The sequence below is a fragment of the Streptomyces sp. NPDC090798 genome, assembly GCF_044768965.1.
GTDB lineage: Bacteria > Actinomycetota > Actinomycetes > Streptomycetales > Streptomycetaceae > Streptomyces.
Map to the genome: position 1 here is coordinate 100,222 of NZ_JBIVXA010000025.1, position 24,601 is coordinate 124,822.

19 protein-coding genes and 3 pseudogenes are annotated in these 24,601 nt (G+C 70.2%); 15 read left to right on the top strand and 7 right to left on the bottom strand.

The window, feature by feature from the left end:
* Positions 1-30: 30 nt before the first annotated feature.
* The 3 genes and pseudogenes from ACIQTP_RS38535 to ACIQTP_RS38545 all read left to right on the top strand — a co-directional run.
* A pseudogene (locus tag ACIQTP_RS38535) lies at positions 31-615 on the top strand (Mu transposase domain-containing protein); the annotation flags it as partial.
* Complete coding sequence (locus ACIQTP_RS38540) at positions 612-1,022, top strand: ATP-binding protein (protein ID WP_403408741.1); 411 nt, start codon at positions 612-614, stop codon at positions 1,020-1,022. The pseudogene ACIQTP_RS38535 and the gene ACIQTP_RS38540, both read left to right, overlap by 4 nt.
* Positions 964-1,320: an ATP-binding protein gene (locus ACIQTP_RS38545; RefSeq protein WP_403408831.1), complete on the top strand. Its 357-nt coding sequence runs from the start codon at positions 964-966 to the stop codon at positions 1,318-1,320. Before ACIQTP_RS38540 ends, ACIQTP_RS38545 begins: the two co-directional genes overlap by 59 nt.
* On the opposite strand, the gene ACIQTP_RS38550 is transcribed toward ACIQTP_RS38545, so the two are convergent.
* Together ACIQTP_RS38550 and ACIQTP_RS38555 are read right to left on the bottom strand one after the other, a co-directional pair.
* A complete protein-coding gene (locus ACIQTP_RS38550; RefSeq protein ID WP_403408743.1) occupies positions 1,317-1,589 on the bottom strand; it encodes a hypothetical protein in 273 nt (90 codons plus the stop codon). The two genes, ACIQTP_RS38545 and ACIQTP_RS38550, sit on opposite strands and share 4 nt — an antisense overlap.
* A gap of 243 nt (positions 1,590-1,832) precedes the next feature.
* Entirely contained in the window at positions 1,833-3,239 is a 1,407-nt protein-coding gene (locus tag ACIQTP_RS38555) for a hypothetical protein (RefSeq protein ID WP_403408745.1), read from the bottom strand.
* Positions 3,240-3,565: 326 nt separating this feature from the next.
* Between ACIQTP_RS38555 and ACIQTP_RS38560 the strand changes: the two genes are divergently transcribed.
* On the top strand, positions 3,566-5,305 hold the full coding sequence (locus tag ACIQTP_RS38560; RefSeq protein ID WP_403408747.1) for a hypothetical protein: 1,740 nt from the start codon (positions 3,566-3,568) through the stop codon (positions 5,303-5,305).
* 42 nt (positions 5,306-5,347) lie between these two features.
* Here the strand turns inward: ACIQTP_RS38560 and ACIQTP_RS38565 are convergent, their stop codons facing one another.
* Complete coding sequence (locus ACIQTP_RS38565; RefSeq protein ID WP_403408749.1) at positions 5,348-6,112, bottom strand: alpha/beta fold hydrolase; 765 nt, start codon at positions 6,110-6,112, stop codon at positions 5,348-5,350.
* A gap of 77 nt (positions 6,113-6,189) precedes the next feature.
* Positions 6,190-6,741: a hypothetical protein gene (locus tag ACIQTP_RS38570; RefSeq protein ID WP_403408833.1), complete on the bottom strand. Its 552-nt coding sequence runs from the start codon at positions 6,739-6,741 to the stop codon at positions 6,190-6,192.
* 114 nt (positions 6,742-6,855) lie between these two features.
* Between ACIQTP_RS38570 and ACIQTP_RS38575 the strand changes: the two are divergent.
* The 7 genes and pseudogenes from ACIQTP_RS38575 to ACIQTP_RS38605 form a co-directional block, all read left to right on the top strand.
* Positions 6,856-6,960 (top strand): annotated as a pseudogene (locus ACIQTP_RS38575) (IS5/IS1182 family transposase); the annotation flags it as partial.
* A 59-nt stretch (positions 6,961-7,019) separates the two neighbouring features.
* Positions 7,020-7,127 (top strand): annotated as a pseudogene (locus ACIQTP_RS38580) (Lrp/AsnC family transcriptional regulator); the annotation flags it as partial.
* Between the two features lie 273 nt (positions 7,128-7,400).
* Positions 7,401-8,702 carry an extracellular solute-binding protein gene (locus ACIQTP_RS38585; protein WP_403408751.1) on the top strand — a complete coding sequence of 434 codons (1,302 nt, stop codon included), beginning with the start codon at positions 7,401-7,403 and terminating at the stop codon, positions 8,700-8,702.
* An 83-nt stretch (positions 8,703-8,785) separates the two neighbouring features.
* On the top strand, positions 8,786-9,637 hold the full coding sequence (locus ACIQTP_RS38590; protein ID WP_403408835.1) for a carbohydrate ABC transporter permease: 852 nt from the start codon (positions 8,786-8,788) through the stop codon (positions 9,635-9,637).
* On the top strand, positions 9,634-10,563 hold the full coding sequence (locus tag ACIQTP_RS38595; RefSeq protein ID WP_403408753.1) for a carbohydrate ABC transporter permease: 930 nt from the start codon (positions 9,634-9,636) through the stop codon (positions 10,561-10,563). The genes ACIQTP_RS38590 and ACIQTP_RS38595 overlap by 4 nt, the downstream gene beginning before the upstream one ends.
* Before the next feature lie 113 nt (positions 10,564-10,676).
* On the top strand, positions 10,677-13,043 hold the full coding sequence (locus ACIQTP_RS38600; RefSeq protein ID WP_403408755.1) for a glycoside hydrolase family 3 N-terminal domain-containing protein: 2,367 nt from the start codon (positions 10,677-10,679) through the stop codon (positions 13,041-13,043).
* 132 nt (positions 13,044-13,175) lie between these two features.
* A complete protein-coding gene (locus ACIQTP_RS38605; RefSeq protein WP_403408757.1) occupies positions 13,176-14,219 on the top strand; it encodes a LacI family DNA-binding transcriptional regulator in 1,044 nt (347 codons plus the stop codon).
* A gap of 54 nt (positions 14,220-14,273) precedes the next feature.
* On the opposite strand, the gene ACIQTP_RS38610 is transcribed toward ACIQTP_RS38605, so the two are convergent.
* The 3 genes from ACIQTP_RS38610 to ACIQTP_RS38620 form a co-directional block, all read right to left on the bottom strand.
* A complete protein-coding gene (locus ACIQTP_RS38610; RefSeq protein ID WP_403408759.1) occupies positions 14,274-15,827 on the bottom strand; it encodes an RICIN domain-containing protein in 1,554 nt (517 codons plus the stop codon).
* A 462-nt stretch (positions 15,828-16,289) separates the two neighbouring features.
* Positions 16,290-17,003: an SDR family NAD(P)-dependent oxidoreductase gene (locus tag ACIQTP_RS38615; protein WP_403408761.1), complete on the bottom strand. Its 714-nt coding sequence runs from the start codon at positions 17,001-17,003 to the stop codon at positions 16,290-16,292.
* A 64-nt stretch (positions 17,004-17,067) separates the two neighbouring features.
* Entirely contained in the window at positions 17,068-17,286 is a 219-nt protein-coding gene (locus ACIQTP_RS38620) for a hypothetical protein (RefSeq protein ID WP_403408763.1), read from the bottom strand.
* A gap of 281 nt (positions 17,287-17,567) precedes the next feature.
* Between ACIQTP_RS38620 and ACIQTP_RS38625 the strand changes: the two genes are divergently transcribed.
* The 4 genes from ACIQTP_RS38625 to ACIQTP_RS38640 all read left to right on the top strand — a co-directional run bounded on the left by ACIQTP_RS38625 (position 17,568) and on the right by ACIQTP_RS38640 (position 24,552).
* On the top strand, positions 17,568-20,402 hold the full coding sequence (locus ACIQTP_RS38625) for a SpoIIE family protein phosphatase (RefSeq protein WP_403408837.1): 2,835 nt from the start codon (positions 17,568-17,570) through the stop codon (positions 20,400-20,402).
* A gap of 233 nt (positions 20,403-20,635) precedes the next feature.
* Entirely contained in the window at positions 20,636-22,183 is a 1,548-nt protein-coding gene (locus ACIQTP_RS38630) for a sugar ABC transporter ATP-binding protein (protein WP_403408765.1), read from the top strand.
* On the top strand, positions 22,180-23,319 hold the full coding sequence (locus tag ACIQTP_RS38635) for an ABC transporter permease (RefSeq protein WP_403408767.1): 1,140 nt from the start codon (positions 22,180-22,182) through the stop codon (positions 23,317-23,319). Before ACIQTP_RS38630 ends, ACIQTP_RS38635 begins: the two co-directional genes overlap by 4 nt.
* A gap of 69 nt (positions 23,320-23,388) precedes the next feature.
* Entirely contained in the window at positions 23,389-24,552 is a 1,164-nt protein-coding gene (locus tag ACIQTP_RS38640) for a substrate-binding domain-containing protein (RefSeq protein WP_403408769.1), read from the top strand.
* Positions 24,553-24,601 lie beyond the last annotated feature (49 nt).

The window sequence follows — 24,601 nt, forward strand, 5'->3', positions numbered from 1 at the left end:
TGGTCTAGATGAACTTCCGTAGTCGGCCCGGACATCCACATCAAGGTCGGCCGCACCCTCTACTCGGTGCCCTGGAAGCTGATCGGCCGCAGGGTCGACGTCCGCTCCACCGCCACGATGGTGCAGGTCTTCCTCGACGGCAGCCTGGTCAAAACCCATGCCGCCCTTGAACAGGGAAAACGCACCGACAAGAGCGACTACCCGCCAGAGAAGATCGCCTTCCAGATGAAGACGCCCATCTGGTGCCGCACCCAGGGGTCCGAGATCGCCGACGCCTGCCGCGAGGCCGTCAATCAGCTGTTGGAAGTCAGCGCGCTCTACCGGCTCAGCGCCGCCCAGGGGGTTCTCGGGCTGCGGAAGAAGTACGGCGACACACGGCTGGAGGCCGCCTGCGCGAGAGCGATCACGGTCGGCGACCCGTCCTACCGCACCATCAAGGGCATCCTCGTCACCGGCACCGAGACCGATCCCGAGCCCAAGACCAGCGGAGACGCGGGCGCCGCGGCCTTCCTCCACGGCCCGCAAGGGCTCTTCGGCTCCGTCACGCCCCCGGACCCACCGGACGGCGCCCACGACGACCAGGTCCACGGCGAAGACGAGGTGGCGGCACGATGACCGTGATGGACACCGCCCTGCGCGAGTCACTCAAGTCCCTGCGGCTGTCCGGGATGCTGGAAACTCTCGACGGCCGCCTCGCCCAGGCCCACGGCGGCGAACTCGGCCATCTGGACTTCCTTCAGGTCCTCTGCCAGGACGAGATCACCCACCGCGAGACCGTGGCCTTCCAACGCAGGCTCCAGCGGGCGGAGTTCGAGCAGCAGGTCACCCTGGAGGAGTTCGACTTCACCGCCTCCTCGAAGCTCCCTGCCGCCCGGATCCGCGACCTCGGAGCCCTGCGCTGGCTCCACGCCGGCGAGTCCGTAATGCCAGGGCGCTCGCGTCCGCTTCACCAAGACCAGCCGGATCCTCGCCGAACTCGCTGGCGGCCACGCGGACCGCACCTGGGAGAAACGGATCCGTGAACTGGTACGGCCCGACGTGGTCATCCTCGACGACTTCGCCATGCGCCAGCTCTCCGCAGCCCATGCCGACGACCTCTACGAACTCGTCTCCGAGCGGCAGGGCCGATCCCTGATCATCACCAGCAACCGGGCGCCCAGCGACTGGTATCCCCTCTTCCCCAACCCCGTCGTCGCCGAGTCCCTCCTCGACCGGCTCATCAACACCGGCCACCAGGTCATCATGAACGGCCCCAGCTACCGCCCCGACAGGCGCCCCAAGAACCCCACCGACAAGCCCGCCAAGCCCCCGGTCCGCTAACGCCCGGCCCCTTCCACGTTCCATTCCCGCGGCAGTTCCTCGTCACAGAAGACGCAGACGAAGTCCTCCTCCCGAACGATGTTCACCTGACCGCAGGCGAGACAGCGCCGGAAGACCACCTCGTGGGTGAAGCCGGAAGGATGACCAATCCCGGCTGCGTCCAGAGCCTTCGCGACGGCCGGCCACGAGCTGATATCCGGGCAGTATCCGGTCGACTGGTTACTCACCTCACCGACCACCCACTGCCCGGACTCCTCGCGGAAGCTCATCTCCCCGGCGCCCAGAACGGGGCCACCGCCAGCACACACCACGTGCTCGCTCCGGCGCGGCGCCAGCCGCAGCACACCCGCCGAGTCGATGACGAGGTTTCTCCGGGGGTGAGTGGCCGGGCATGTGATCCCCGACTCCGGGTCCTTCCAGCCTGCCAGTTTCGTCTCCGCCGAGCCTGCTCCAGGGCGGGCAGGCTCCCTGCCGGGGTGAACCCTCTGCCGTCCGGCGACGCGAGGCGGCCGTCAGCGGTGGAAGGCGGCACCGAAGCGTGCGCCGGACACGGGCGCGGCCAGGGTGCGCGGTCCGAAGCTCACCGATTTGGTCGCGGTGACACCGGAGGCGGTGCCGCGGAAGACCCACACGGCTCCCGAGCCGCTGTTCTCCTCCGGTGCCGAGACGGCGACGTACCCGCCGACGACGGCGGTGCGGCTGCCGAACCGGTCACCGTTCTCGGCCGTACCGGGCACTCCGGCCGTGTTCTGGCTGAAGACCTGGACCCTGGTCCCGGAAAGACCCGTCGCGCTGCCCCTGAGGACGGCGAAGGTGCCGGCGTTGGTCCGGCCGGCGAGGTCCTCGCCGGGGACACCGGTGCCGACGTCGGCGTATCCGTCGCCCGTGATGTCGCCGACGGAGACGTCGGTGCCGAAGCGGTCGCCGTTCTCCCCCGCCCCGGGGACTCCGGGGGTGTTCTGGCCGATCAGTGTGGCCCGCGCCGCGAACCCGTTCGCCGTGCCGCGCACCACGCCCACGAGACCGCCCCCTGCGGCCGTGCTGCGGCCGAAGACGACGTCCGACCGGCCGTCGGCGTCGATGTCACCGAGGGCGATGCTGTCCGCGGACACGGTGTCGGGGTAGGCGATGAACGGCCCTGCCACCAGACCGTTCTCAGTCCCCTTCAGCAGTTGCAGATGGGGCGGCGGGATCGTCCCTCCGTCGTCCGAGTCCCAAGAACCACTGCTGACCACCAGGTCGGTGGTGCCGTCGCCGTCCACATCGCCCGCTTCCATGGCGTAGACACGGACGTCGAGGCCGACGAGGGGACCGGTGCGGGCCGCTGCACCGCTTCGGCTGAAGGGCCCGTACCGCATCTGATAGGCCGTCGCCAGGTCCAGGTGCCCGTCGCCGTCGAAGTCACCGGCCCGGGTCTCCGCCCGGCCCTGTCCGACCGTGGTGGCGGCGGCGAGCCCGCCCGCCCCTCCCCACACGACGGTCTGCAGCCCGACGTCACGCGCGCTGCCGATGTCCTCGCCCGGGGCTCCGACCACCAGGTCGGTGAATCCGTCACCGTCCAGGTCGGCCGCCGTAGGCCGGTCGCCGAAGTGGTCACCCGCCTCCGCCGTGCCGGGTATCCCGTAGCGGTCCTGGCTGATCACCTGGCGCTTGACACCGTTGGGGCCCTCGGCCATGCCGTAGACGACGGCGACGTATCCGGCGCCCGCCTTGCCGTTGACAGTGCCGCCGGGGGCGGCGATCGCGACATCTGTGTATCCGTCACCGTCGAAGTCGGCACGCACGGACGCCGCGCCCGCGGCGGCGAGGGCGCCCGCGGGAGCGTCTTCGGCATAGGACACCGCGGGGGCCGCCCCCGTCACGGCCATGACGGCGGCGGCGACAGCGACGGCGGACAGGTGGTATCTCCGAGAGGACAAGGCAAACCCCTAGGCGTGGAAGGTGGTTGGCCGCGCTGCTCACACGCGGCAACCATCAAGACCCACACAGGGCGCCAACGGTTGTACGCCGTCCTTCACCCGGGGTTCACCCCGAGGAGTCCGCGAATTTGCCGGGCTCTTCCGCCTCCAGGGTCTCCCTCGGATTGGTCAGGCTCCGCGGTGCCGACCGGGCAGGACACAACGAGGCCACATGGGGTACTGAGGCGGCAAGGAGCGCAGAAATAGACTGCCGGTGCCTGCCTGCGCACGCTGTACGCAGGAAGAAGCCGGTGTCGTCGAGCCGCATCCCTCTGCAGGAGATCCTCATGGACTACTTCGACCTCGGGACCTTGACCCGGCCCGTGTCGACCCGTTCGCCGGAAGCACAGTGCTGGTTCGACCGCGGTCTGGTGTGGAGTTACGCGTTCAACCACGAAGAGGCGGTTACCTGCTTCGAATCGGCGGCGGCCGCGGATCCCGGCTGCGCCATGGCGTACTGGGGTGTCGCATACGCCCTGGGCCCCAACTACAACAAGCCCTGGGAGTTCTTCGACGACGTCGATCTGCGGCACACGGTGGAACGGACGCACGCCGCCGTCGAATGGGCTCACGCGCTGTGCGGCAGGGCCACGCCGATCGAGCGCGCGCTCATCGAGGCGCTGCGCGAGCGCTATCCCGCCTCGCGCGCCGTCGAGGACTGCTCCGTCTGGAACGAGCCGTACGCCGAGGCCATGCGTGCCGTGTACGAACTCGCGCCCGACGACCCTGATGTCGCCACGCTCTACGCGGACGCGCTGATGAACCTCACCCCGTGGCAACTGTGGGACCTGCGCACGGGCGAGCCCGCCCCCGGCGCGCGCACGCTGGACGCGAAGGCCGTCCTCGACCGCGCGTTGCTGACCGAAACCGGCGCCCGCCACCCGGGCATCCTGCACATGTACATCCATCTGATGGAGATGTCGCCGACACCGGAGGAAGCCCTCACCGTCGCCGACCGGCTGCCGGGGCTGGTACCGGACGCAGGGCACCTGCAGCACATGCCCTCCCACCTCGACGTGCTGTGCGGGGACTACCGACGGGTCGTGTCGGCCAACAGTGCCGCGATCGAGGCCGACGAGAAGTACCTGCGACGGGCCGGCGCGATGAACTTCTACACGCTGTACCGCTCGCACGACTATCACTTCAAGATCTACGGCGCGATGTTCCTCGGCCGGTCCAGGACGGCGCTGGAGACGGCCGCGCAGCTCGAGGCGTCCATCCCCGAGGATCTGCTGCGCGTGGAGAGCCCGCCCATGGCCGACTGGCTGGAGGGGTTCCTCGCCATGCGGGTGCACGTACTGATCCGGTTCGGCCGGTGGGAGGAGATCCTCGCACTGCCGGTCCCCTCCGACCAGCAGTTGTACTGCGTCACCACGGCGATGCTGCACTACGCGCGCGGAGTGGCGTACTCCGCGACCGGGGCGACCGCCGAGGCCGCGGCCGAACGAGAGCTGTTCCGCCGCGCGGTCGCACGGGTTCCCGAGACGCGGACGCTGTTCAACAACACCTGCCGGGACATCCTGGCCATCGCCGCCGCCATGCTCGACGGCGAACTCGAGTACCGCAGGGGCGAGTACGACCTCGCGTTCTCCTCCCTGCAACGCTCCATCGAACTCGACGACCACCTGCCCTACGACGAACCGTGGGGCTGGATGCAGCCGACCCGTCACGCCTACGGGGCGCTCCTGCTCGAACAGGGCCGCGTCGAGGAGGCCGAAGCGGTCTACCGGGCCGACCTCGGACTCGACGACACGCTGCCCAGGTCCTCACAACATCCCGGAAACGTCTGGGCACTCCACGGTTTCCACGAATGCCTCCTGCGGCTCGGCAAGACGGGGGAAGCCCGCATCGTCGCCCAGCAACTCACCATGGCCACCGCGCTCGCGGACGTCCCGGTCGAGGCATCGTGCTTCTGCCGACTCGACACCGCGGGCCCGACGAGCCGCTGCTGCTCCGAACGACAAGGTGGGAATGGCTCAGCGACAAGCCACGGGGACCACACTCTTCGATTCCGGTCCCCGCGCTGAGGAAACAGTGCTTGTCCTGACCGGGCCGCCCGGCCATCACGCTCAGCCGGCGGGGACCGTCTCGCGCAGGAAGCCGGTCAGCAGGTCCGTCACGACGGCGGGCCGCTCCAGACTGGGGAGATGACCGGCCCAGGGCAGTTCGAGGTGCCGGCTGTCGGCGAGCAGGGCCGGCAGTTGGGCCGCGATCTGCCGAAAATCCGCGAGATCATGGCCGCCCGAAAGAGCGAGACAGGGTGCCTTGATCGCTGACAGGTCGATCTCCACCTCGTTTCGCCCGGCCCCCTCAGGGGCGGCCAGTTGCACCTCGAAGGCATGCCGTTGCATCCCGCGCACCTTCTCCCGGACCGCGTCGTCGGCGTCCGGACCCAGCCAGGTGTCGACGTTCAGTTCCACGGCCCCCGCGATATCGCCGGCCTCGAGCAGCGCGTCCTCCCGCTCGCCGAACGCGCGCAGCTCATCAGTGGGTTCGTGCTCCGGCAGCCCGGCGCACAACAGCGCCATGGCGGATACCCGGTCCGGACGGCGTGCGGCGATCTCCACGGCGACACGTCCGCCGTAAGAGGAGGCGATCAGCGCCGCTTGCTCGATTCCGAGGGCGTCCAGCAGGTCCAGCACATCCTCTGCATCGTTGTGGCGCCGGTCCGGCAAGGGAGTTTGGCCGAAGCCACGGAAGTCGCAGCGCACCACCCGGTATCCGGCATCGACAAGGGCCGGCCACTGCGGATCCCACATCCTTCGGTCGCACACCGCGGAGTGCAGTAGTACCAGCGCGGGACCGTCTCCGGTTGTATCGCAAGCGAGAGTCATACGGCAGACCCTAAAGGTCGTTGTCCCGCAGTGATCGCGGAGCCGAGCACGGAGCTTCTGAAGGACTGGCGAGGTACTCAGCCGGTGGCTCGTGGAGTGTCCAGGGACCGGGCGAAGTCGGCGAGTGTGCGGAAGTCGTCCTCGCGCAGACCGATTCGCGGGTTGACGTGGTGCAGAAGCCCAGGCCCGCGGTGGTGGGCGGTCACGTAGGCCTGGTCCAGATCGCTCAGTTCGTCGTCCACCCAGGCGAAGGGACGGCCGTTGGCGTAGTCCACCAGGGGACCGGTCTTCCAGTGGACCCCGTCGGGGCGCTCCTGGAACAACGCGTCGCCGAAGTCGACGAAGGGGAGTTCGGGAAGGCCGAGCACCGGAGCGATCCACCGGTTGGCGTCGTCCATCCATGTGGTGGCCCAGCACAGCTCGTAGCCGAGCTGGAGCAGGGATCGCCCGTGTTCCGGGTTGAGCCAGACCCGCAGGAGTCGCCGGGCCGAGAGTCCTCTGTGTTCGTCAGGAGTTCCGCTGTCCAGGGGCACTCTGAGTGTGGTGTAGCCGTCGGGGCGCTTCTGCGGCTTGGCCGCATAGGGGTTGAGCGGCCCGTCCACGTCGAGGAACAGCAGTGGTCGGTTCACGATCTCCCCCGTCTTGCTCAACATCGGCTGCGCCGTGGAAGCGTAGCCGCAAGGATCGTCTCGGCGTCGGGCTGGTCCGAGGTGATGTTCGCGGCGTGGTGGGTGTGATCACGGCGTCGGAACCGGCCGTGGAGCCTGGCGCTGGAAGACCGGGTGCTGCTGGTCACGGCGTACCGGCGCACGAACGTGACACTGCGCCGCCTTGCCCCGCCGACGGGATTCCGGGTCCGATACCGCCGTCGCAACACCACGACGACGAGCACCGTCGGCGGCTGCCTGGGCACCGGCCTGGTGCCGCGCACGAGCGTGTGCGCAAGCTGCGCGAGCAGGGAGTCGTCCGGCCGGCCGCGACAGTGGATGTCGACCCTGCCGCGCTCGATCCCGGGCCGAAGTTCGGGTGAACGACGGCCCGCCACCGCAGCGTCTCTCCCCCGCTCGATCCTCATGCGATGCCGAAGGCCGTACGTGTCCACGGGCGGAGTCCGCGTCACGAAAGTCTTTCGTAACCGAGGCATTTCCCCTCCTTGTCCCGGGTGTGAAGGACATGTCAGTCTCCCGATCCAGCAGGCAGGCCGCCTCGGCGGGAAACCCGAAAGCCTTTCGTAATGCTTTCCGATCTGCCTGACGCACCCATGGCGTGCAGAGAGATGAGGCAGAACATGCGCGGATTCCGGAAAATCAGAGCCCGGCGCGTCGTCGCGTCCGCCGTCACCGTCGCGGCGGCCATAGGCCTCGCCGCGTGCGGGACTTCGGGACCGTCCACGACGACGTCGGCGAAGGGCCTGACGATGTGGGCGCTGAACGACCAGACGATCCTGAAGGATTCCGTCGACGCCTACAACAAGGACCATCCCGACGAGAAGATCACGCTGCGGCTGTACGCGAACGACGACTACAAGCAGAAGCTGCGGGTGGCCTTCGGCGCGAACCAGGCGCCGGACATCTTCTTCAACTGGGGCGGCGGCGCGCTGGACGACTACGTCAAGGCGGGCAAGGTGGACGGGCTGACGGCGGCACAGGTGAAGACGGACCGGTTCACGCCGAGCGTGATGCAGAGCGCCACCTTCGACGGCAAGGTCTACGGAGTGCCCGCCAACGGCCTCGCCCCGGCCGTCCTCTACTACAACAAGAAGGTTCTCAAGAGCGCGGGCGTGGAGCCGCCGAAGACGTACGACGAGCTGATGACGGCCGTGGGGAAGCTGAAGGGCGACGGAGTGATTCCGCTGTCCCTCGCGGCGAACTCCAAGTGGCCCACGCTGATGTACCTGGAGTACCTGCTCGACCGCACGGGCGGGGCCCGCGCCTTCTCGAAGATCGCTTCCGGTGACGCCACGGCGTGGACGGATCCGACGGTCACCAAGGCGAATCAGTACCTCCAGGACCTGGCCAAGGCCGGCGCGTTCGGGAACAACGCCTCCTCCGTGAACTACGACCAGGGGGCCTCCACGGCCTTGCTCTACACCGGCAAGGCGGGCATGGAGGTGATGGGCACCTGGGAGTACGCCAACCTCGTCAAGGCGGCACCGGACTTCGTCAAGAAGGACCTGGGCTATGTCGCCTTCCCGGCGCTGACCGGCGGCGCGGGCAACGCGAAGAGCATCGTCGGCAACCCCTCGAACTTCCTGTCGCTGAACGCGTCGAGCGGGCACAAGTCCGCGGCTGTCACCTACCTGAAGAACTACGTCCTCGACGACTCCCAGGTCGACGCCTACCTCGCGGCTGGCAGCGTTCCGCCGGTCAACGGTCTGGAGTCGAAGCTGGCGGCGACGAAGTCGCCCGACAAGGCGTGGCTGACGTTCGTCTACGACCTGGTGCAGAACGCCCCGAGCTTCCAGCTCTCCTGGGACCAGGCCCTGCCCTCGGACCAGTCCGACCCGCTGCTGACCAACGTCGACAAGTCGTTCCTGCGGCAGATCAAGCCCGAGCAGTTCGGCGCGAACATGAGCAAGGCGGGCTCGTAGTGGCCACCACGCTCCGCACCCCCCGTACGACCCCCAGGACCCGTACGACCGGCCGTGGCGGGCGTCGCTTCAGCGGCGCTCTCATGGCGGCCCCCGCCCTGCTCCTCTTCGGTCTGTTCGGTCTGGTCCCTCTCGTGGGCGTGGTGGCGCTCGGCTTCGCCCGCTGGGACGGCCTGGGCTCCATCGGCTGGGCCGGCGCCGGCAACTGGAGTTCCGTCCTGACGGACGGCGCCACCTGGCAGGCGCTGTGGCTCACCGTCAAGGTGATGGTGATCAGCTGGCTGGTCCAGACGCCCCTGGCGCTCGCGCTCGGTGTCTTCCAGGCGCCGAACGGACGCCTGCGCTCACTCTTCGCGGTGCTGTGGTTCCTGCCCCTGCTGCTGTCCGCCGTGGCGATCGGACTGACCTGGCAGGCCCTGCTCGACCCGTCGTTCGGCATCGGTGCCACGCCCGGACTGCACTGGCTGGCAAAGCCGCTGCTCGGCTCGCCGGACCTCGCGCTGTATACGGTGATCTTCGTGATCGCCTGGCAGTTCGTGCCGTTCCACGCGCTGCTCTACCAGGCCGGGATACGGCAGATCCCGACGGCGCTGTACGAGGCCGCCGCGATCGACGGCGCCGGTCCTGCGACCCGGTTCCTGCGCATCACGCTGCCGCAGCTGAAGTACACGATGGTCACGTCCAGCACGCTCATGCTGGTGGGCTCGCTGACGTATTTCGACCTGATCTTCGTTCTGTCCGGCGGCACCGGCGGTCCCGGCACCGCCACCCGTGTGCTGCCGCTGGCCATGTACATCACGGGTTTCCAGGCGCACGACATGGGCCGGGCCAGCGCGGTCGCCACCCTGCTGGTGGCGTTCGGCCTCGGTCTGTCGCTGCTGACCACCCGCCTGTCCGGGTTCACCCGGATGGACAGCCAACAGGAGGGCCTGTGAGCACCACCCTGACACGGACCCGCGCAGGTGTCGGCAAGGACGACGGGGCGGACGCCGCGGGGCGTCCGGTGACGGCGCGGCGGGCCCCCTGGCCGCACCGGGCGGCCACGGTCCTGCGCCGTGCCGTCACCGGCGGCGCCGCGCTGCTGTGGACGGCGCTGGTCGTCGTCCCCGTCTACTGGCTCGTCGTGACCAGTCTGCGCAGCGGTACGGACTTCACCACGGCGAGTCCGCTGGTCCCGCCCGGCCGCCCCACCCTGGCGAACTACCGGACCGTCCTGGACGGCGACTTCGCGACCTATCTGCTCAACAGCGCCGTCGTGACCATGGCGACGGTCGTGTTCACCGTCGTCGTCGCCCTGATGGCCGCGTTCGCGATCGTCCGCGACTCCGGCAGCCGCTGGTCGCGGGTGACGTTCCGGCTGTTCCTGCTGGGCCTGGCGATCCCGTTGCAGGCGGTCATCATCCCGGTGTACCTGCTGATCATCCGGATGCGGTTGTACGACAGCCTGGCGGCGATCGTGCTGCCGTCGGTGGCGTTCGCGCTGCCCATCACCGTGCTGATCCTGGTGAGCTTCCTGCGGGACGTGCCCCGTTCCCTGTTCGAGGCGATGGTCGTCGACGGCGCGGGCGACTGGCGCATGCTGGTGTCGCTCGCGGCGCCGCTGGCCCGCCCGGCGCTGGTGACGGTCGCCGTGTACGACGGCCTCCAGGTCTGGAACGGTTTCCTCTTCCCGCTGATCCTCACCCAGAGCGGCGACAAGGCGGTGCTGCCGCTCGCCCTGACGCTCTACCGGGGCCAGTTCGGTATCAACGTCCCGGCGACCATGGCCGCGGTGGTGCTCTCCACGCTGCCCGTGCTGGTGGTGTTCGTGCTCGCCCGACGCCAGCTCGTGGCCGGCCTGACCGCCGGATTCTCCAAGTAGCGGGCCCCCGCCCGCATCCCCGCCTTCTTCTCAGCACAGCGTCCCGCGACGGCGGCCGGGTGGACCCCCGGCCGCTGCGACGCGTGCCCCCGCACCTCCCCGAGGAGTCGTGAATGACGACCACCATGCCGGACCACGGCGGCCTCTCCCACCCGGGAGACAGCACCGGGCCCGATCGCCCCTGGACCGACCCCGCGCTGCCGGTCGACGAGCGCGTCGAGGCCCTGCTCGCCCGGCTCACCCTGCCCGAGAAGGTCGCACAGCTGAGCAGCACCTGGGAGGACATCGAGGCGGACGGCCCCGAAGTCGCCCCGGGCAGCAACCACTTCGGCCGGGTCGGCGACCTCGACGAGACCGCCCGGCACGGCCTGGGCCAGCTCACCCGCCCCTACGGCACCCTCCCCCGGCCCGCCCTGGAACACGCCCGCCTGCTGGCCGGGCGCCAGCGGCAGGTCATGGCCCAGAGCCGGTTCGGCATCCCCGCCATGGCGCACGACGAGTGCCTGACCGGCTTCACCGCCTACGGCGCCACGATCTACCCCACCTCCCTGGGCATGGCGGCCACCTTCGACCCCGCCCTGATCCGCCGGGTCGGCGAGGCCATCGGCTCCGACATGGCCGAGGCCGGTGTCCACCAGGGGCTGGCCCCCGTCGTCGACGTGATCCGCGACTACCGCTGGGGCCGGTGCGAGGAGACCTTCGGCGAGGACCCGTATCTCGTCGGCGAGTTGGCCGAGGCGTATGTCCTGGGTGTGCAGAGCGCGGGGGTGATCGCCACCCTCAAGCACTTCGCGGGGTACTCGGCCTCCATGGGCGGCCGCAACCACGCGCCCGCGCAGCTCGGCCGCCGGGAGCTGTTCGACGTCATCCTGCCGCCCTTCGAACGGCTCGTCGCCGCGGGTGTGGGGTCGGTCATGAACTCGTACGCCGAGATCGATGGCGAGGCGCCCGCCGCCAGCGAGTGGCTGTTGACGTCCGTGCTTCGTGACCAGTGGGGTTTCGGGGGCACTGTCGTCTCCGACTACTGGTCGCTGCCGTTCCTGGTGAACGCACACCGGGTGGCGGCCGACCTGCCCGCGGCCGGCGCCCTCGCCCTGCGAGCCGGGATGGACGTCGAACTGCCCGACCAGCGCGGCTTCGGCGAGGCACTGGTGAGCGCCGTGGAGAAGGGGCAGGTGGACGAGAGCGCGGTCGACCGTGCCGTACGCCGGGTGCTGCGGCAGAAGATCGAGCTGGGGCTGCTCGCCCCGGGCTGGGACCCGCGCCCGCCCGCCCTGCGCGCGGGCGCACTCGACCTGGACAAGCCGGAACACCGTCGACTCGCCCACGCGGTCGCCCGGTCGAGCGCCGTGCTGCTGACGAACGACGGAACCCTGCCTCTCCCCTCGGCCGGCCGGATCGCCCTGATCGGCCCGTGCGCCGACGACGTCCGCACCATGTTCGGCTGCTACAGCTTCCCCAACCACGTCCTCGCCGACCGCGACGACCTCGGCAACGGGGTGGAGGCGGTGTCCCTGCGTACCGCGCTGACCGCCGAACTGCCTGGCTCGGATTGGCAGTTCGTCCAGGGCTGCCCGATCCGCGACGAGGACCGCACCGGCATCCCGGCCGCCGTGGAAGCCTGCTCCACCGCCGACGTGACCGTCCTGGCCGTCGGGGACAAGGCCGGCATGTTCGGCGTCGGCACCTCCGGCGAGGGCTGCGACGTCGAGGATCTGCGACTGCCCGGCGCGCAGGAGGAGTTGGTCGCGGCGCTCCTCGCGACCGGCAAGCCGGTCGTCCTGGTGATCAGCAGTGGACGCCCCTACGCCGTCGGCCGGTTCGCCGCTGACGCCGCCGCGATGGTGCAGGTCTTCCTGCCCGGTGAGGAGGGCGGCCGGGCGGTGGCCGAACTCCTCGCCGGCACGGCGAACTTCAGCGGAAAGCTGCCGGTGCAGCTCCCCATGTCCCCCGGCGGCCAGCCCTACACCTACCTCCACCCGCCGCTGGGCGACCGGCAGAGCTGGCTGTCCAACCTCGATCCGACCCCCGCGTTCCCCTTCGGGCACGGCCTGTCGTACACCACCTTCGCGATCGACGGGATGGCCGTCGATCGCGAACAGGTGCCTACGGACGGGGAGTTCAGCGTCTCCGCGCAGGTACGGAACACGGGTGACCTGCCCGGCGCCGAGACGGTCCAGTTGTACGCCGTCGACCCGGTCGCCCAGGTCACCCGGCCGGTACGTGCGCTGCTGGCCTTCGCCAAGGTCCGCCTCGACCCCGGTGAGCAGGCCACCGTCCGCTTCTCCGTCCACACCGACCGGCTGGCCTTCACCGGTCTGGAAGGGCACCGCGTGGTCGAGCCCGGCGAGATCCTGCTGTACGCGGGGTCATCGAGCCTGGACACACCGGCGCGGGGAACGGTCCTCCTCGTCGGCGAGGAACGGGACGCGACGGTCGTACGCCACCACACCGTGGAGGTGACCGTCGAGCGGGCGTAGCCGGGCCGGCATGGCGGCGGCGGCACCGGTCTTGCCCCTGGGCATGCGGTCCCGTTAGCTTGCGGCGGAGGTTCTGACCAGGGATTCGATGCGTTTTCGGCGCATCGGTGTCGGCAATGGGGCGGGCATCGGGTGGCAGCTCAGGGCAAGGCTCATCTGGAGGCGCAGTACGGGCTGCTGACGGGCATCGCCGCCGAGGCGGGGGTGTCTCTCAGCACCGTGTCCAAGGTCGTGCACCGGCGCCGTGACGTCGGTGCGGCGACCCGGGCCCGCGTGGAGGAGCTGCTGGCGCGCAACGGGTACGTCCGCCCGTGGGAGCGAGAGCCCGCCCGCCCCCGGCAGATCATCGCGGTGTTCCGGGACATGTCCGGGCCCTACACACTGGAAGTCGCCCGCGGAATCGTGGAGGCGGCCGGCGAACTCGGCATCAACGTGGTGACCGGGACGACGAGTCGGCGGCCCATCTCACGATGGCTGGAGGAGTGCGTGGCGCTCGGCGCCGCCGGGCTGATCATCGTGATCTCGATGCTCGCGGAGGACGACCAGCGCCGCATCGTCGAGCAGCGTCTCCCGGTGGTGTTGATCGACCCGCTCAGCGCGCCGTCCCTGGACATCCCGAGCATCGGGGTGACCAACTGGAACGGGGCCAGGGACGCGATGCAGCACCTCCTCGGGCTCGGGCACACCCGGATCGGCATGGTCGCGGGCCGCTCGCACTCACTGGCCGGGGCGGCTCGCCTGCACGGCTACCGGGCGGCCCTGGAGGAAGCCGGCATCGTCTACGACCCGTCGATCGTCCGCTCCACCGACTTCGACTACGACGAGGCGCTGACCGCCAGCCTCCAGATCCTCCGCTCCGACGAGCCGCCCACGGCCGTCTTCGCGGCCAGCGACGCGCAGGCTCTCGGTGTGCTGGAGGCCGCCCGCCAGGAGGGGTTCGGCGTACCGGACGATCTGGCCGTCATGTCCTTCGACGACACCCTGGTCGCGGCCATGGCGTGTCCGCCCCTGAGCGCGGTGCGCCAGCCGTTCGAGGAACTGGGGCACGAGGCGACTCGGGTCCTCATACAGCTCGCCGAGGGCCGGCCACCCGTGTCCCCGCGGATCGAGCTGGCGACGGAGCTGGTGCTGCGGACGTCGACGTCCGTTCCCCGGCACACGGACAGGTCCCACTGACCGCCGTCCGAGGGGTGCGGCACGCCCGGTGCGTGCCGCACCCCTCGCGGCGCGCTATGCCCGGCTCCACCTCTGGGTGGCGTTGCCGAGGCCCGTCCAGAGTTCCACGGGCGACCCGTTGGCCGTCGCCCAGTTGTAGTACCCGCTGGTCGACGAGACCAGGGTCCACTGCTTGTCGGTGGCGCCGTCGTCGACCCACTGGGCCAGCTTCTGCCCGGCCGTCGCGCTGCCGGTCCAGATGGCGGCCGAGCGGCCGCCGGTCTTGTTGAGCAGGGTCACGTTGGCGCCCTTGGCCGTGAGATGCCAGCGCTGCGAGTCGTCCGTGGCGTTCCGGGCCTTGAGGACGAGGTCGGGGACGTTTCCGGTCAGGTTCGCGTCCTGCGTCTTCCCGGTGTCGGGGCTGAGGACCTGACCGGTCAGGCGGTTGACCAGGGTGTCGTAGGTACCGTCGGACCGGCCGAGGTCGACCTCGGCATAGCGCACGGGCCCGACGCTTCCGCCGCTCCAGGATGCCTGGAGGATGAGGACGCGTCCCGTTCCCTGGACGTACTGGAGATTGCGGCTGTACCCGGCGGCGATGGGTGTCTGGTACTCCTTCCAGGTCCCGTTGCTGAGACCGGACTCGTTCACCCAGACGTTGCCGCTGCCCGACGCGTTGTAGACGATCCGTCCGTCCGGCATCGGGAGGAGCACCGGGCTGCCGCCCGTGGACAGCGCGTGTCCGCCGGTGGGCACGGGCAGGTTGGTGATCGGGGCGTCGGCGGATGCGTAGAACTTCAGGGGATCGTCCGCGAGCTTGTATCGGACGTCTGTTCCGCCGCCCCAGTACTCGTAGGTGAGGAGCCATTTGCCGTCGGTGGTCGGGGCGATGGTCGTCATGCCCGGGCGGCCGCCGCCGATCTCCGTCTTGCCGTTGCCCCGGTCCACGGTGGAACCCGGGACGTCGACGACCGGCTGGCTCCAGGAGGTACTGCTGCCGTCCCAGGTCCTGTGAACGAGAATCTGGCCGCCGGAGTCCGGCGCCGTGCCGTTGTCCGGGTCGAGGATCGGCACTCCGGTTGCGGCGTCGTAACCGAGGTAGTCGTTCTCGTCGGAGTAGTAGGCGACGAGCCGGCCGTTGCGGGCCGTCAGGTGCGGCTCCCAGATGGGGTCGACCTGCGCGGAGGTGTTGGCGTTCGAGACGCGGCCGATGCTTCCTGCGCTTCCGCCCTGCCAACCGCCGGTGGCGATGATGTTCTGGACGCTCCAGGTCGTGCCGTCGTCCGTGCTGGAGTACAACGCGAGCGCCACGTCCTTGCGGTCCCCGTCTCCGGACGGAGTCCAGTTGGGGTTCGCGGCCTTCTGCTCCTTGTAGTAGTAGTCGTCCCCCGAGACGATGCTCGCCAGAAGCAGTGTGCCGGCCTTCATGGTTCCGACGTCCTGCGGGAGCACGTAGAGGTACGGGTTCGTCCAGTTGCTCGTGTACTTCGCGTACTGGGCATCACTGGACCGGTAGGCGGGCGCTTTGACATCGGCGAGCTTCTGCCACGTCGTGCCCTCGTCGTCACTCTTGTAGATGGGCATCGTCTGCCCCACCGGAGCGCTCTGGCTGTTCTCGAATGCTGCCACGATCCGGCCGCTCGGAAGCTGGGCCGACTTCGGGTACAGAACGCAGGGATTCTTGTTGCACGCGGCGGGATTGTCCGCGACATACAAGTTCGACGGGCTCGGCTGATATGCCGACGCACTCGCGGCGGAGGCGATGACGAATGCCAGGCCGACGCCGACGGCTGAGGCCGACGCGAGAGCCTTCCGTAATTTCTGTATCAATGCAATTCCCCTGGAAGGATCGGCACGAAGTCCGCATCGAGAACTGCCGATTGACGGAGTGTGAGGCCGGCAGCCTCGATTACTCACGGATGCGAATTCCGCTCAATGAGGCGTGAGCCGGATGGAGACAGTATTGGGACACGACGCCGCTATGTCACCGGCACGTTTCCGAAAGTATTTCGCGAACAGGCCGTCACCGGGTGTTGACGTGGCGGCAGCCGAAGGTCGCGGCCGGAGCGCGCGGCGCCGGCGGACCGTCGCTCAGCGCCCCGCGCTCTGGCCGCCGTCGACGTGCAGGATCTCTCCGGTGACGAACGAGGCGCTCTCGAGGTACAGGATCGCTTCGACCACGTCGTCGATCTCGCCCACCCGGCCGACCGGCTGCAACGCGGCGAGCGCCTCGTACTCCGCGGCCGGGTGCAGCGGGGTGCGGACGGTGCCGAGCGCGACGGTGTTGACCCGGATGCCGCGGGACGCGTACTCGATCGCCAGCGCCTTGGTGACCGCGTTCAGGCCGCCTTTGGTCAGTGACGCGAGCGCCGCGAGCACCTGCGAGTCGGCGTGGTCGACCAGGCTGGTCGAGATGTTCACCACGTGGCCCCCACCGGCCCGGGAGAGCATGGCGGCGACGGCGCTGCGGGAGACCTCGAAGAAACCGCGCAGGTTCACCCCGGCCACGGCGTCGTAGTCCTCGTCGGTGTATTCGGTGAACGGCTTGGCGATGAAGATTCCGGCGTTGTTGATCAGCGTGTCGATCCGGCCGAACCGCCCCAGAGCGGCGTCGACGATGCGAGCGCCGACGCCCGGCTCGGCCACATCGGCCCGCACGGCCAGTACCTGGGGGTCGCTGAAATCGCCGATGGAGCGGGAGATCGCCACGACCCCGTAGCCGAGCTCGCGGTAGGCGGTGACCAGGGCGGCGCCGATGCCTTGCGAAGCGCCGGTGATGAGGGCGACCTTCTGCACGGTGTTCACGATGCGAGGAGCACCTTCTTCTGTCTCGGCGGCGAGTCCTGCCGCTTCCGGGCCGGCCGGTACATCAGTGCCAGGACGGGATGGTCCTCCACGCGGCGGAAGTCGCCTTGTCGCCGAAGGCCGAGGAGGCGATCGGACGTTGGGCCGCGGCCATCACCGAGGTCGTCGTCCGGGGGAGGTCCGCGGCGAAGACCGCGTGGAAATTGTCAGGAGCGACATAGAGATAGCTGCTCCCCTTCGAGGACGGCGGGACGTACGCCAGCCTGCCCCCGCTGCGCCGCACGCGCGCTCATGGAAAAGCAGACGAGTGAATTGCCTGGGCAGGCGCGGATCGTCGGTGCGCAGGACACGGAGTCCAGATCCTCGGTGTACTGGTCCACGACGGACACCATCCCGTCCACGCCTCCGGTGACAACCCCGTACGGCCCTGACGCGTGCGAGGCCTCATAAACCGTGACTCACATCCTTAATAACCGTATTCTTGCGCATACCAAGTGATTTTCGACGAATGGACTGTCGAAGACGCGAGTGAGGCAAAGCGTGGTTCTGACCGGCGGGAAACCGATGCCGACGGGGCGCGCGACAGGCGGCACAGGGCCTGCCCGTTCCCGTGAGCGGTTTCTTCAGGGTGAGCCGGTCGAGGCGGGTGTGCGCACATCGATCCTGAGTTCGTGGCAGCGCAGCCGCTCCCTCGGCCTCTCGCCGGACCAGGCCGACCTGCCCTTCCGGGAGGATTTCGACCGGGACGCCCGGATCGTCCGCGCGGCCGTCCCCGTGCTCGACCGGCTGCAGGCCAGGTTCGCCGGCAGCAAGATGAACATCTCCGTCGCCGACGCGAGCGGGACGGTCCTCCTGCGCCGTTTCGGAGAGGCGTCGCTGGCCAGGAGCCTTCCGGCGTTTCAGCGCGTTCCGGGATTCGTGTTCGCCGAGCGGGTCGCGGGTACCAACGGCATCGGTCTCGCACTGGCGGAGCGGCAACTCATCCGGGTTCACGGTGCCGAGCACTTCGCCGAGCGCTCCCAGCGAAGCGCCTGCCGCGCCCTTCCCGTCCGCGATCCGCTCAGCGGTCGTATCGAGGGCGTCCTGTGCTTCGGCTATCCGAGCAGCACCGAAGACCCCGCGCTGGCGACCACGCTGCGCAGGGCGGCCCGGGCCATCGAGCGGCGGCTGCTCGGGCAGAGTTCCGCACGTGAGCGCGCTCTGTTGCGGGCGTACCTGGACACCGGAGCCGTCGCCTCCGTCGGCCTTCACCACACCATCGGCGTGGACGAACTGGCCCTCGAGCTGCACCCCCGCGACCGGGCGGTGCTCACGGAGAAGGCCGCCGAGCTGATCTCGCGCGGGCAGCGGGCCGCCGCCGTCGTGTCCCTGCTCGACGGCCGGCGGGTCACTCTCGTGAGCCGTCCGATGAGGAGTGGCTCAGGGGTGGAAGGCGTTGCCATCGAGGCCGTCCTCCCCGGCCCCCCACCGCGAGAGCCCCTCGCCGTCCCGACCCGGGTCGACGTACCGCCGGGCTTCTCCAGCCGGCTCGCCGTGGTCACCGCCGTCCGGCCGCCCGGGTTCATTCCGGCCGCGGCGGCCCCCGGACGGCTGTCCGTCGCCGCGTTGTCCAGGCACCTTCCCGGCATCACCTACGGCCCGTTCGGCACCGTCGGCGGGGGTGGCGTGGCGGACGACCACCTCGACACCCCGCCCCGGACAGGGCTCGTGATGGTGGGGGAACCGCGCGTGGGGACGTACGCCCTGGCCGCGCGGCGCCGCCTGGAGCTGCTGTCCGAGGCCAGCGCCCGCATAGGCACCACCCTGGACGTGCGCCGTACCGCCCAGGAACTCGCCGAGACGGCGGTGCCACGACTGGCCGACTTCGTCACCATCGACCTGCCCGAGGCCGTACTGCGGGGCGAGGAGTCCGCCGACCCCCGCACTGACCTGCACCGCACGGTGGTGCACGGCATCCGCGACGACCTTCCCTTCAGCCCGGTCGGCAAGCAGGTCGACTTCGGTCCGACCACACCCCAGATGCGCTGCCTGACCAGCGGGCAGGCAGTGCTGGAACCGGATCTGAAGGCCGCCGCGGGCTGGCTCGCCCAGGACCCCGAGCACACCGAACGGCTGCTCACCCAGGTCCACTCCCTCATCGCGGTCCCCCTGGTCGCCCGCGGCGTGATCCTGGGCATCGCCAGCTTCTACCGTGCACAGGACCCCGCCCCCTTCGGTGACGACGACCGCTCGCTGGGCCTGGAACTCGCCAACCGTGCCGCGCTGTCCATCGACAACGCCCGGCGCTACACGCGCGAGCGCACCATGGTCCTGACCCTCCAGCGCAGCCTGCTGCCGCACGAACTGCCCGACCAGGACGCCGTCGAGGTCGCTCATCGCTATCTGCCCGCCGAATCCGACGTGGGCGGAGACTGGTACGACGTCATCCCCCTCTCCGGCACCCGTATCGGCCTCCTCGTCGGGGACGTCGTCGGCCACGGCATGCTCTCCGCCGCCACCATGGGCCAGCTGCGCACCGCAGCGCGCAGCTTCGCCGAACTCGACTTCCCCCCGGACGAGGTCCTCACCCACCTCGACAACCTCGTGGGACGCCTGGACCGGGAGGAACCCGCCGCCGGTGTCGGTGTCATCGGTGCGACCTGCCTGTACGCCATCTACGACCCGACCTCGCGGCAGTGCACCATGGCCAGGGCCGGGCACCCTCCGCCCGCGCTGGTGCGGCCCGACGGCACGGTGTCGTTCCCCGACCTGCCCGCCGGGCCTCCGCTCGGCCTCGGGGGCCTGCCCTTCGAAGCCGCCGAGATCCACCTCCCCGAGGGCAGCCAGCTGCTCCTCTACACGGACGGACTCATCGAGGACCGGCACCGCGACGTCGACGTGGTCCTCGATCAGCTGTGCGGCGTTCTGGCCCACCCGGGGCGCACTCCGGAGCAGACCTGTCAGGCGGTCCTGGAAACCGTCGCGCCGGCCCACCCCTGCGACGACATCGCGCTGCTCGTCACCCGCACCCACGCCCTGGACCCTCACCGGATCGCCGCCTGGGACCTGCCCGCCGATCCGGCCCGGGTCAGTGAGGTCCGCGCCGCCGCCCTGCGACAACTGGCCGACTGGGGACTCGACGAGGCCGCGTTCGCCGCCGAACTTATGCTCAGCGAGCTGGTGACCAACGCCATCCGCCACGGCGCCGGGCCCATCCGGGTGCGGCTGCTCCACGGCCGCACCCTGATCTGCGAGGTTTCCGACGCCAGCAACACCGCCCCGCACCTGCGCCGGGCGGCCAGCACCGACGAGGGCGGCCGTGGCCTGTTCCTCGTGGCGCAGCTGGCGCAGAGCTGGGGTACGCGCCATCTGCCCGAGGGCAAGGTCATCTGGGCCGAATGCGGGCTCGACGGCGCCTGAAGGACTTCGTGCGCATGAGGGACTGCGTGCACATGAAGGACTGCGTGCGCAGTCCAGCGGACGCGACCGTCGGCCTGGGGAAAGGTGACCGTGGGACACGCGGAGCGCTCGGGCGCCCACTGACCCGCTGGAGTCGCAGCAGCGGGCAAGATGTCTGAAATACTCAGATTCGCCACACCAATTGCAACGATGAAGGTCGGGAAGAACTCGCCAGGCGACCCTCGGAGGTGTCCGTGCATGACGCTCCCGACACTTCCCCGAAGGACGTCCCACCCTCGGGGGCGGCGCCGCTGCTCCGCATCCGCGGGCTCGGCAAGCGGTTCGGCGGGACCCTCGCGCTGGCCGGGGTCGACCTCGACGTCCACGCCGGCAGCGTCCTCGCCCTCCTGGGGCCCAACGGCGCCGGAAAGTCCACGCTCATCAAGGTGCTCGCCGGCGTCCACCACGCCGATGCCGGGCAGATCACGGTGGACGGGCACCCGCTCGGAAGCCATGCCGCCTCCCGCAGCATGTCCTTCATCCACCAGGACCTCGGTCTCGTGGAGTGGATGACGGTCGCCGAGAGCATCGCCCTGAGCATCGGCTACCCCCGACGCGCCGGCCTGATTTCCTGGAGGCGGACCCGGGAGCGCTGTGCCGACGCCCTGAGGATCGTCGCCGGACATCTCGACCCCGACGCGCCGATCGCCCGGCTCTCCCCCGCCGAGCGCTCGCTGGTCGCCATCACCCGTGCCCTGGCGGCACACGCGAAGCTCATCGTCCTGGACGAGGCGACCGCCCGACTCCCCGCCGCGGACTGCGCCCGGCTCTTCCGCGCGCTCCACGCCCTGCGCGACCAGGGGCACGGCATTCTGTACGTCAGCCACCGGCTGGACGAGGTGTACAAGGTCGCCGACACCTTCGCCGTGCTGCGCGACGGCCACCTCGTCAGCCACGGCCCGCTGGCGGGCCGGAGCCCCGCCCGTCTGGTGCACGACATCGTCGGCGAGGAGGTGGCCGACTACCGGCCCGCCACGGTTCCGGCCGACGGGCCGGCCGTCCTGACCCTCGACGGCGTACGAACCCCCGGCGCGGGACCCGTCAGCCTGGACCTCGAGGCCGGGGAAGTCCTGGGGCTGGTCGGACTCTCGGGCGCCGGGCACATGGACCTGGGCCGAGCCCTCGCCGGCTCGAGGCCCGTCCTCGACGGGCGTGTCCTGCTCGGCGGTCAGCCGTACAGCCCGCGTACGGTGGCCGATGCCGTCGGCCTCGGGGTGGGCTTCGTGAGCGGCGACAGACAGCGGGAGGGCTGCGCCGCCGAGCTGACGGTACGCGAGAACCTCCTGGCCAACCCCGGCGCGGGCGGCCTGTCCGCGCTGAGCTGGATCAGTCCCCGCCGCGAACGCGCCGAGGCGGACGGCTTGATCGAACGGCTCTCGGTGCGGCCCCCCGACGGCGAGGCTCCCCTCGCCACCCTGTCCGGCGGAAACCAGCAGAAGGTCGTGATCGGCCGGTGGTTCCGGATCGGCCCGCGCCTGCTGATCCTCGAGGAGCCGACCGCGAGCGTGGACATCGGCGCCAAGGCCGCGATCTACCGTCTGCTCGACGACGGGCTGGCCGCCGGCCTCGCGGTCCTGCTGATTTCCACCGATTTCGAGGAGGTCGCGGGCGTGTGCCGACGCGCTCTGGTCTTCGTCCGCGGGTCCGTGACGGCCGAGCTGAGCGGTCCGGACCTCACCGTCGCCGGGCTCACCCGGGCGGCGTCGGCCATGCCCCTCTCCGGAACCGCGACCCACCCATGACGGACTCCCCCTCCGCTCCCCGACCCCGGCCGCAGCGACCGGGGCCGCTGCGACATCCTGGCCGACGGGGCGGGCCACGGCGACCGCGCGGACCGGGCGGCCACCTCATCGGCAGGTACGGCCTCCTGGCGCTCACCGCCTTGCTCTTCCTGATCTTCTCCCTCGCTCTTCCGCGTACCTTCCCGACCCTGGACACCGTCGACGCGATCCTGTCCACCCAGTCGATCCCGGCCGTCCTCGCACTCGCCGCCATGGTCCCCATCGTGACGGGCAGCTTCGACCTCTCCCTCGGCTACGGCCTCGGCCTGGCGCACGTCATGGTGATGCAACTCGTCGTCAACAACGGCTGGCCCTGGCCACTCGCCTGCCTCGCGGTGCTCCTCGGTGGGGCGGTCGTGGGCGTCCTGAACGGCGTCATCGTCGAGTTCGGCCGGATCACCTCCTTCATCGCCACTCTCGGGACGGGCAGCATGCTGTATGCCGTGACCGGCTGGATCACGGACGGTGGCCGGATCGTCCCCGGCCCGCAGGGCCTCCCCGCCGCCTTCACCGACCTCTACGACTCCACGTTCCTCGGCCTTCCCGTCCCCGCCTTCTACGTGCTCGGTCTCGCCGTCGCGCTCTGGCTGGTGCTGGAACGGCTGCCGCTCGGCCGGTACCTGTACGTCATCGGCGCGAACCGGCGCGCCGCCGACCTCATCGGCATCCCGACGCGCAGGTACTCCGTCTACGCGTTCACCGCGTCGGGGCTGATCGTCGGCTTCGCCGGCGTGCTGCTCGCGGCCCAGCAGCAGATCGGCAACCCCAGCGTCGGCCTCGACTACCTGCTGCCCGCCTTTGCCGCCGCCCTCCTCGGCTCCACGGCGATCAGACCCGGCCGCCTCAACGCCATGGGCACCCTCGTCGCCGTCGCCGTCCTGGCCGTCGGCCTCACGGGCATCGGTCAGATGGGCGCGGGCTTCTGGACGATTCCGCTGTTCTACGGCGGCACCCTGCTCGTGGCTGTCGGTCTGTCCGGCTACTCCGCCCGCCGCCTTCGCACCGGCGCCGCGGCGGCCCGCGACTCGCCCGACGCGCCGCCTCCGCCACCCTCCTCCCCGACGCGGGACGGTGGTGCGGCGGGCACTGCTCCATGACCCGCGCCACGGGTACCGCCCGTATGCCCTCGGCCGCATCGTTCCGCCCTTCCTCCGCGAGGAGCTCCCGTGCACGGCAACCGCAAGGCCACTCCCGGCGTCATGAAGGCGCGGTCCGTCGCCACCACCCTGCTCATCGCGGCAACGGTCCTCGCGGGCTGTGAACGCGGCTCGTCGAGCGGCCCGGGGGACTTCCCCACCGGCCCTGGTGGCTGCCCCGCGATCCAGGACCGCGCCCAGACCGCCGTCGGACAGGCGGAAAACACCGACGTCCCCTGGAGCGGGCCGACCAGCGGCCCCACGGCGGTCTCCGGCAAGACCATCGTCTACGTCGCCCAGGCCATGACCAATCCCGGCGTCGCAGGCGCCGCGAACGGCGTGCGGGAAGCCGCGCGGGTCATCGGCTGGAGCGTCAGGGTGATCGACGGCGGGGGCACCCCCGCAGGCATCCAGGCGGCGATGAGTACGGCCCTGGCCCTCAAACCCTCGGGCATCGTCATCGGCGGCTTCGACCCCAACTCGACGTCAGGGCAGGTCTCGCAGGCCGGCAAGGCAGGCATCCCGCTCATCGGCTGGCACGCGGTCGCCGCCCCCGGCCCCAGCCGAAGGCCCCGGCTCTTCACCAACGTCACCACCCGGGTCGAGGACGTGGCCGGAATCAGCGCCCAGTGGATCATCGCGCACTCCGACGGCCACGCCGGGGTCGTGCTCATCACCGATGCCTCGATCCCCTTCGCCAGGAACAAGTCCGAGCTGATCAGGAGGGACCTCTCCACCTGCTCGGGCGTGCGGCTCCTGTCGTACGAGAACATCCCGATCTCGGACGCGAGCAGCCGCATCCCCCGGGAGATCTCCTCCCTCCTCTCCCGTTTCGGGAGCACGTGGAGCTACTCCGTGGCCATCAACGATCTGTACTTCGCCGACGCCGCCCCCGCCTTCCGCGCCGCCGGCAGGAACGGCGCCGGGCCGCCCTTCAACATCGGCGCCGGTGACGGCGACCCCTCCGCCTTCGAGCGCATCAACAGCGAGCAGTACCAGGCCGCCACCGTCCCCGAGCCGCTGTCCCTGCAGGGCTGGCAGATCGTCGACGAGTTCAACCGCGCCTTCTCGGCTCGGCCCGCCAGCGGATATGTGGCCCCCGTCCACATCACCACGGCCGACAACAGCCACGGGGCCACGACCTGGGACCCGTCGGGCTATCGGGTGGCGTACCGGAAGATCTGGGGCAAGTAACCGCCGCACGAGACCGACCGCACCATTCCCCGGCCGGGCGGGCCGCGCG

Bases quoted from the DNA above. Each gene is read 5' to 3' on its own strand.
- ACIQTP_RS38550 (WP_403408743.1), bottom strand. From the start codon at position 1,589: ATGAGCTTCCGCGAGGAGTCCGGGCAGTGGGTGGTCGGTGAGGTGAGT.
- ACIQTP_RS38565 (WP_403408749.1), bottom strand. From the start codon at position 6,112: ATGACTCTCGCTTGCGATACAACCGGAGACGGTCCCGCGCTGGTACTA.
- ACIQTP_RS38540 (WP_403408741.1), top strand. From the start codon at position 612: ATGACCGTGATGGACACCGCCCTGCGCGAGTCACTCAAGTCCCTGCGG.
- ACIQTP_RS38625 (WP_403408837.1), top strand. From the start codon at position 17,568: ATGCCGACGGGGCGCGCGACAGGCGGCACAGGGCCTGCCCGTTCCCGT.
- ACIQTP_RS38585 (WP_403408751.1), top strand. From the start codon at position 7,401: ATGCGCGGATTCCGGAAAATCAGAGCCCGGCGCGTCGTCGCGTCCGCC.
- ACIQTP_RS38600 (WP_403408755.1), top strand. From the start codon at position 10,677: ATGACGACCACCATGCCGGACCACGGCGGCCTCTCCCACCCGGGAGAC.
- ACIQTP_RS38590 (WP_403408835.1), top strand. From the start codon at position 8,786: ATGGCGGCCCCCGCCCTGCTCCTCTTCGGTCTGTTCGGTCTGGTCCCT.
- ACIQTP_RS38635 (WP_403408767.1), top strand. From the start codon at position 22,180: ATGACGGACTCCCCCTCCGCTCCCCGACCCCGGCCGCAGCGACCGGGG.
- ACIQTP_RS38560 (WP_403408747.1), top strand. From the start codon at position 3,566: ATGGACTACTTCGACCTCGGGACCTTGACCCGGCCCGTGTCGACCCGT.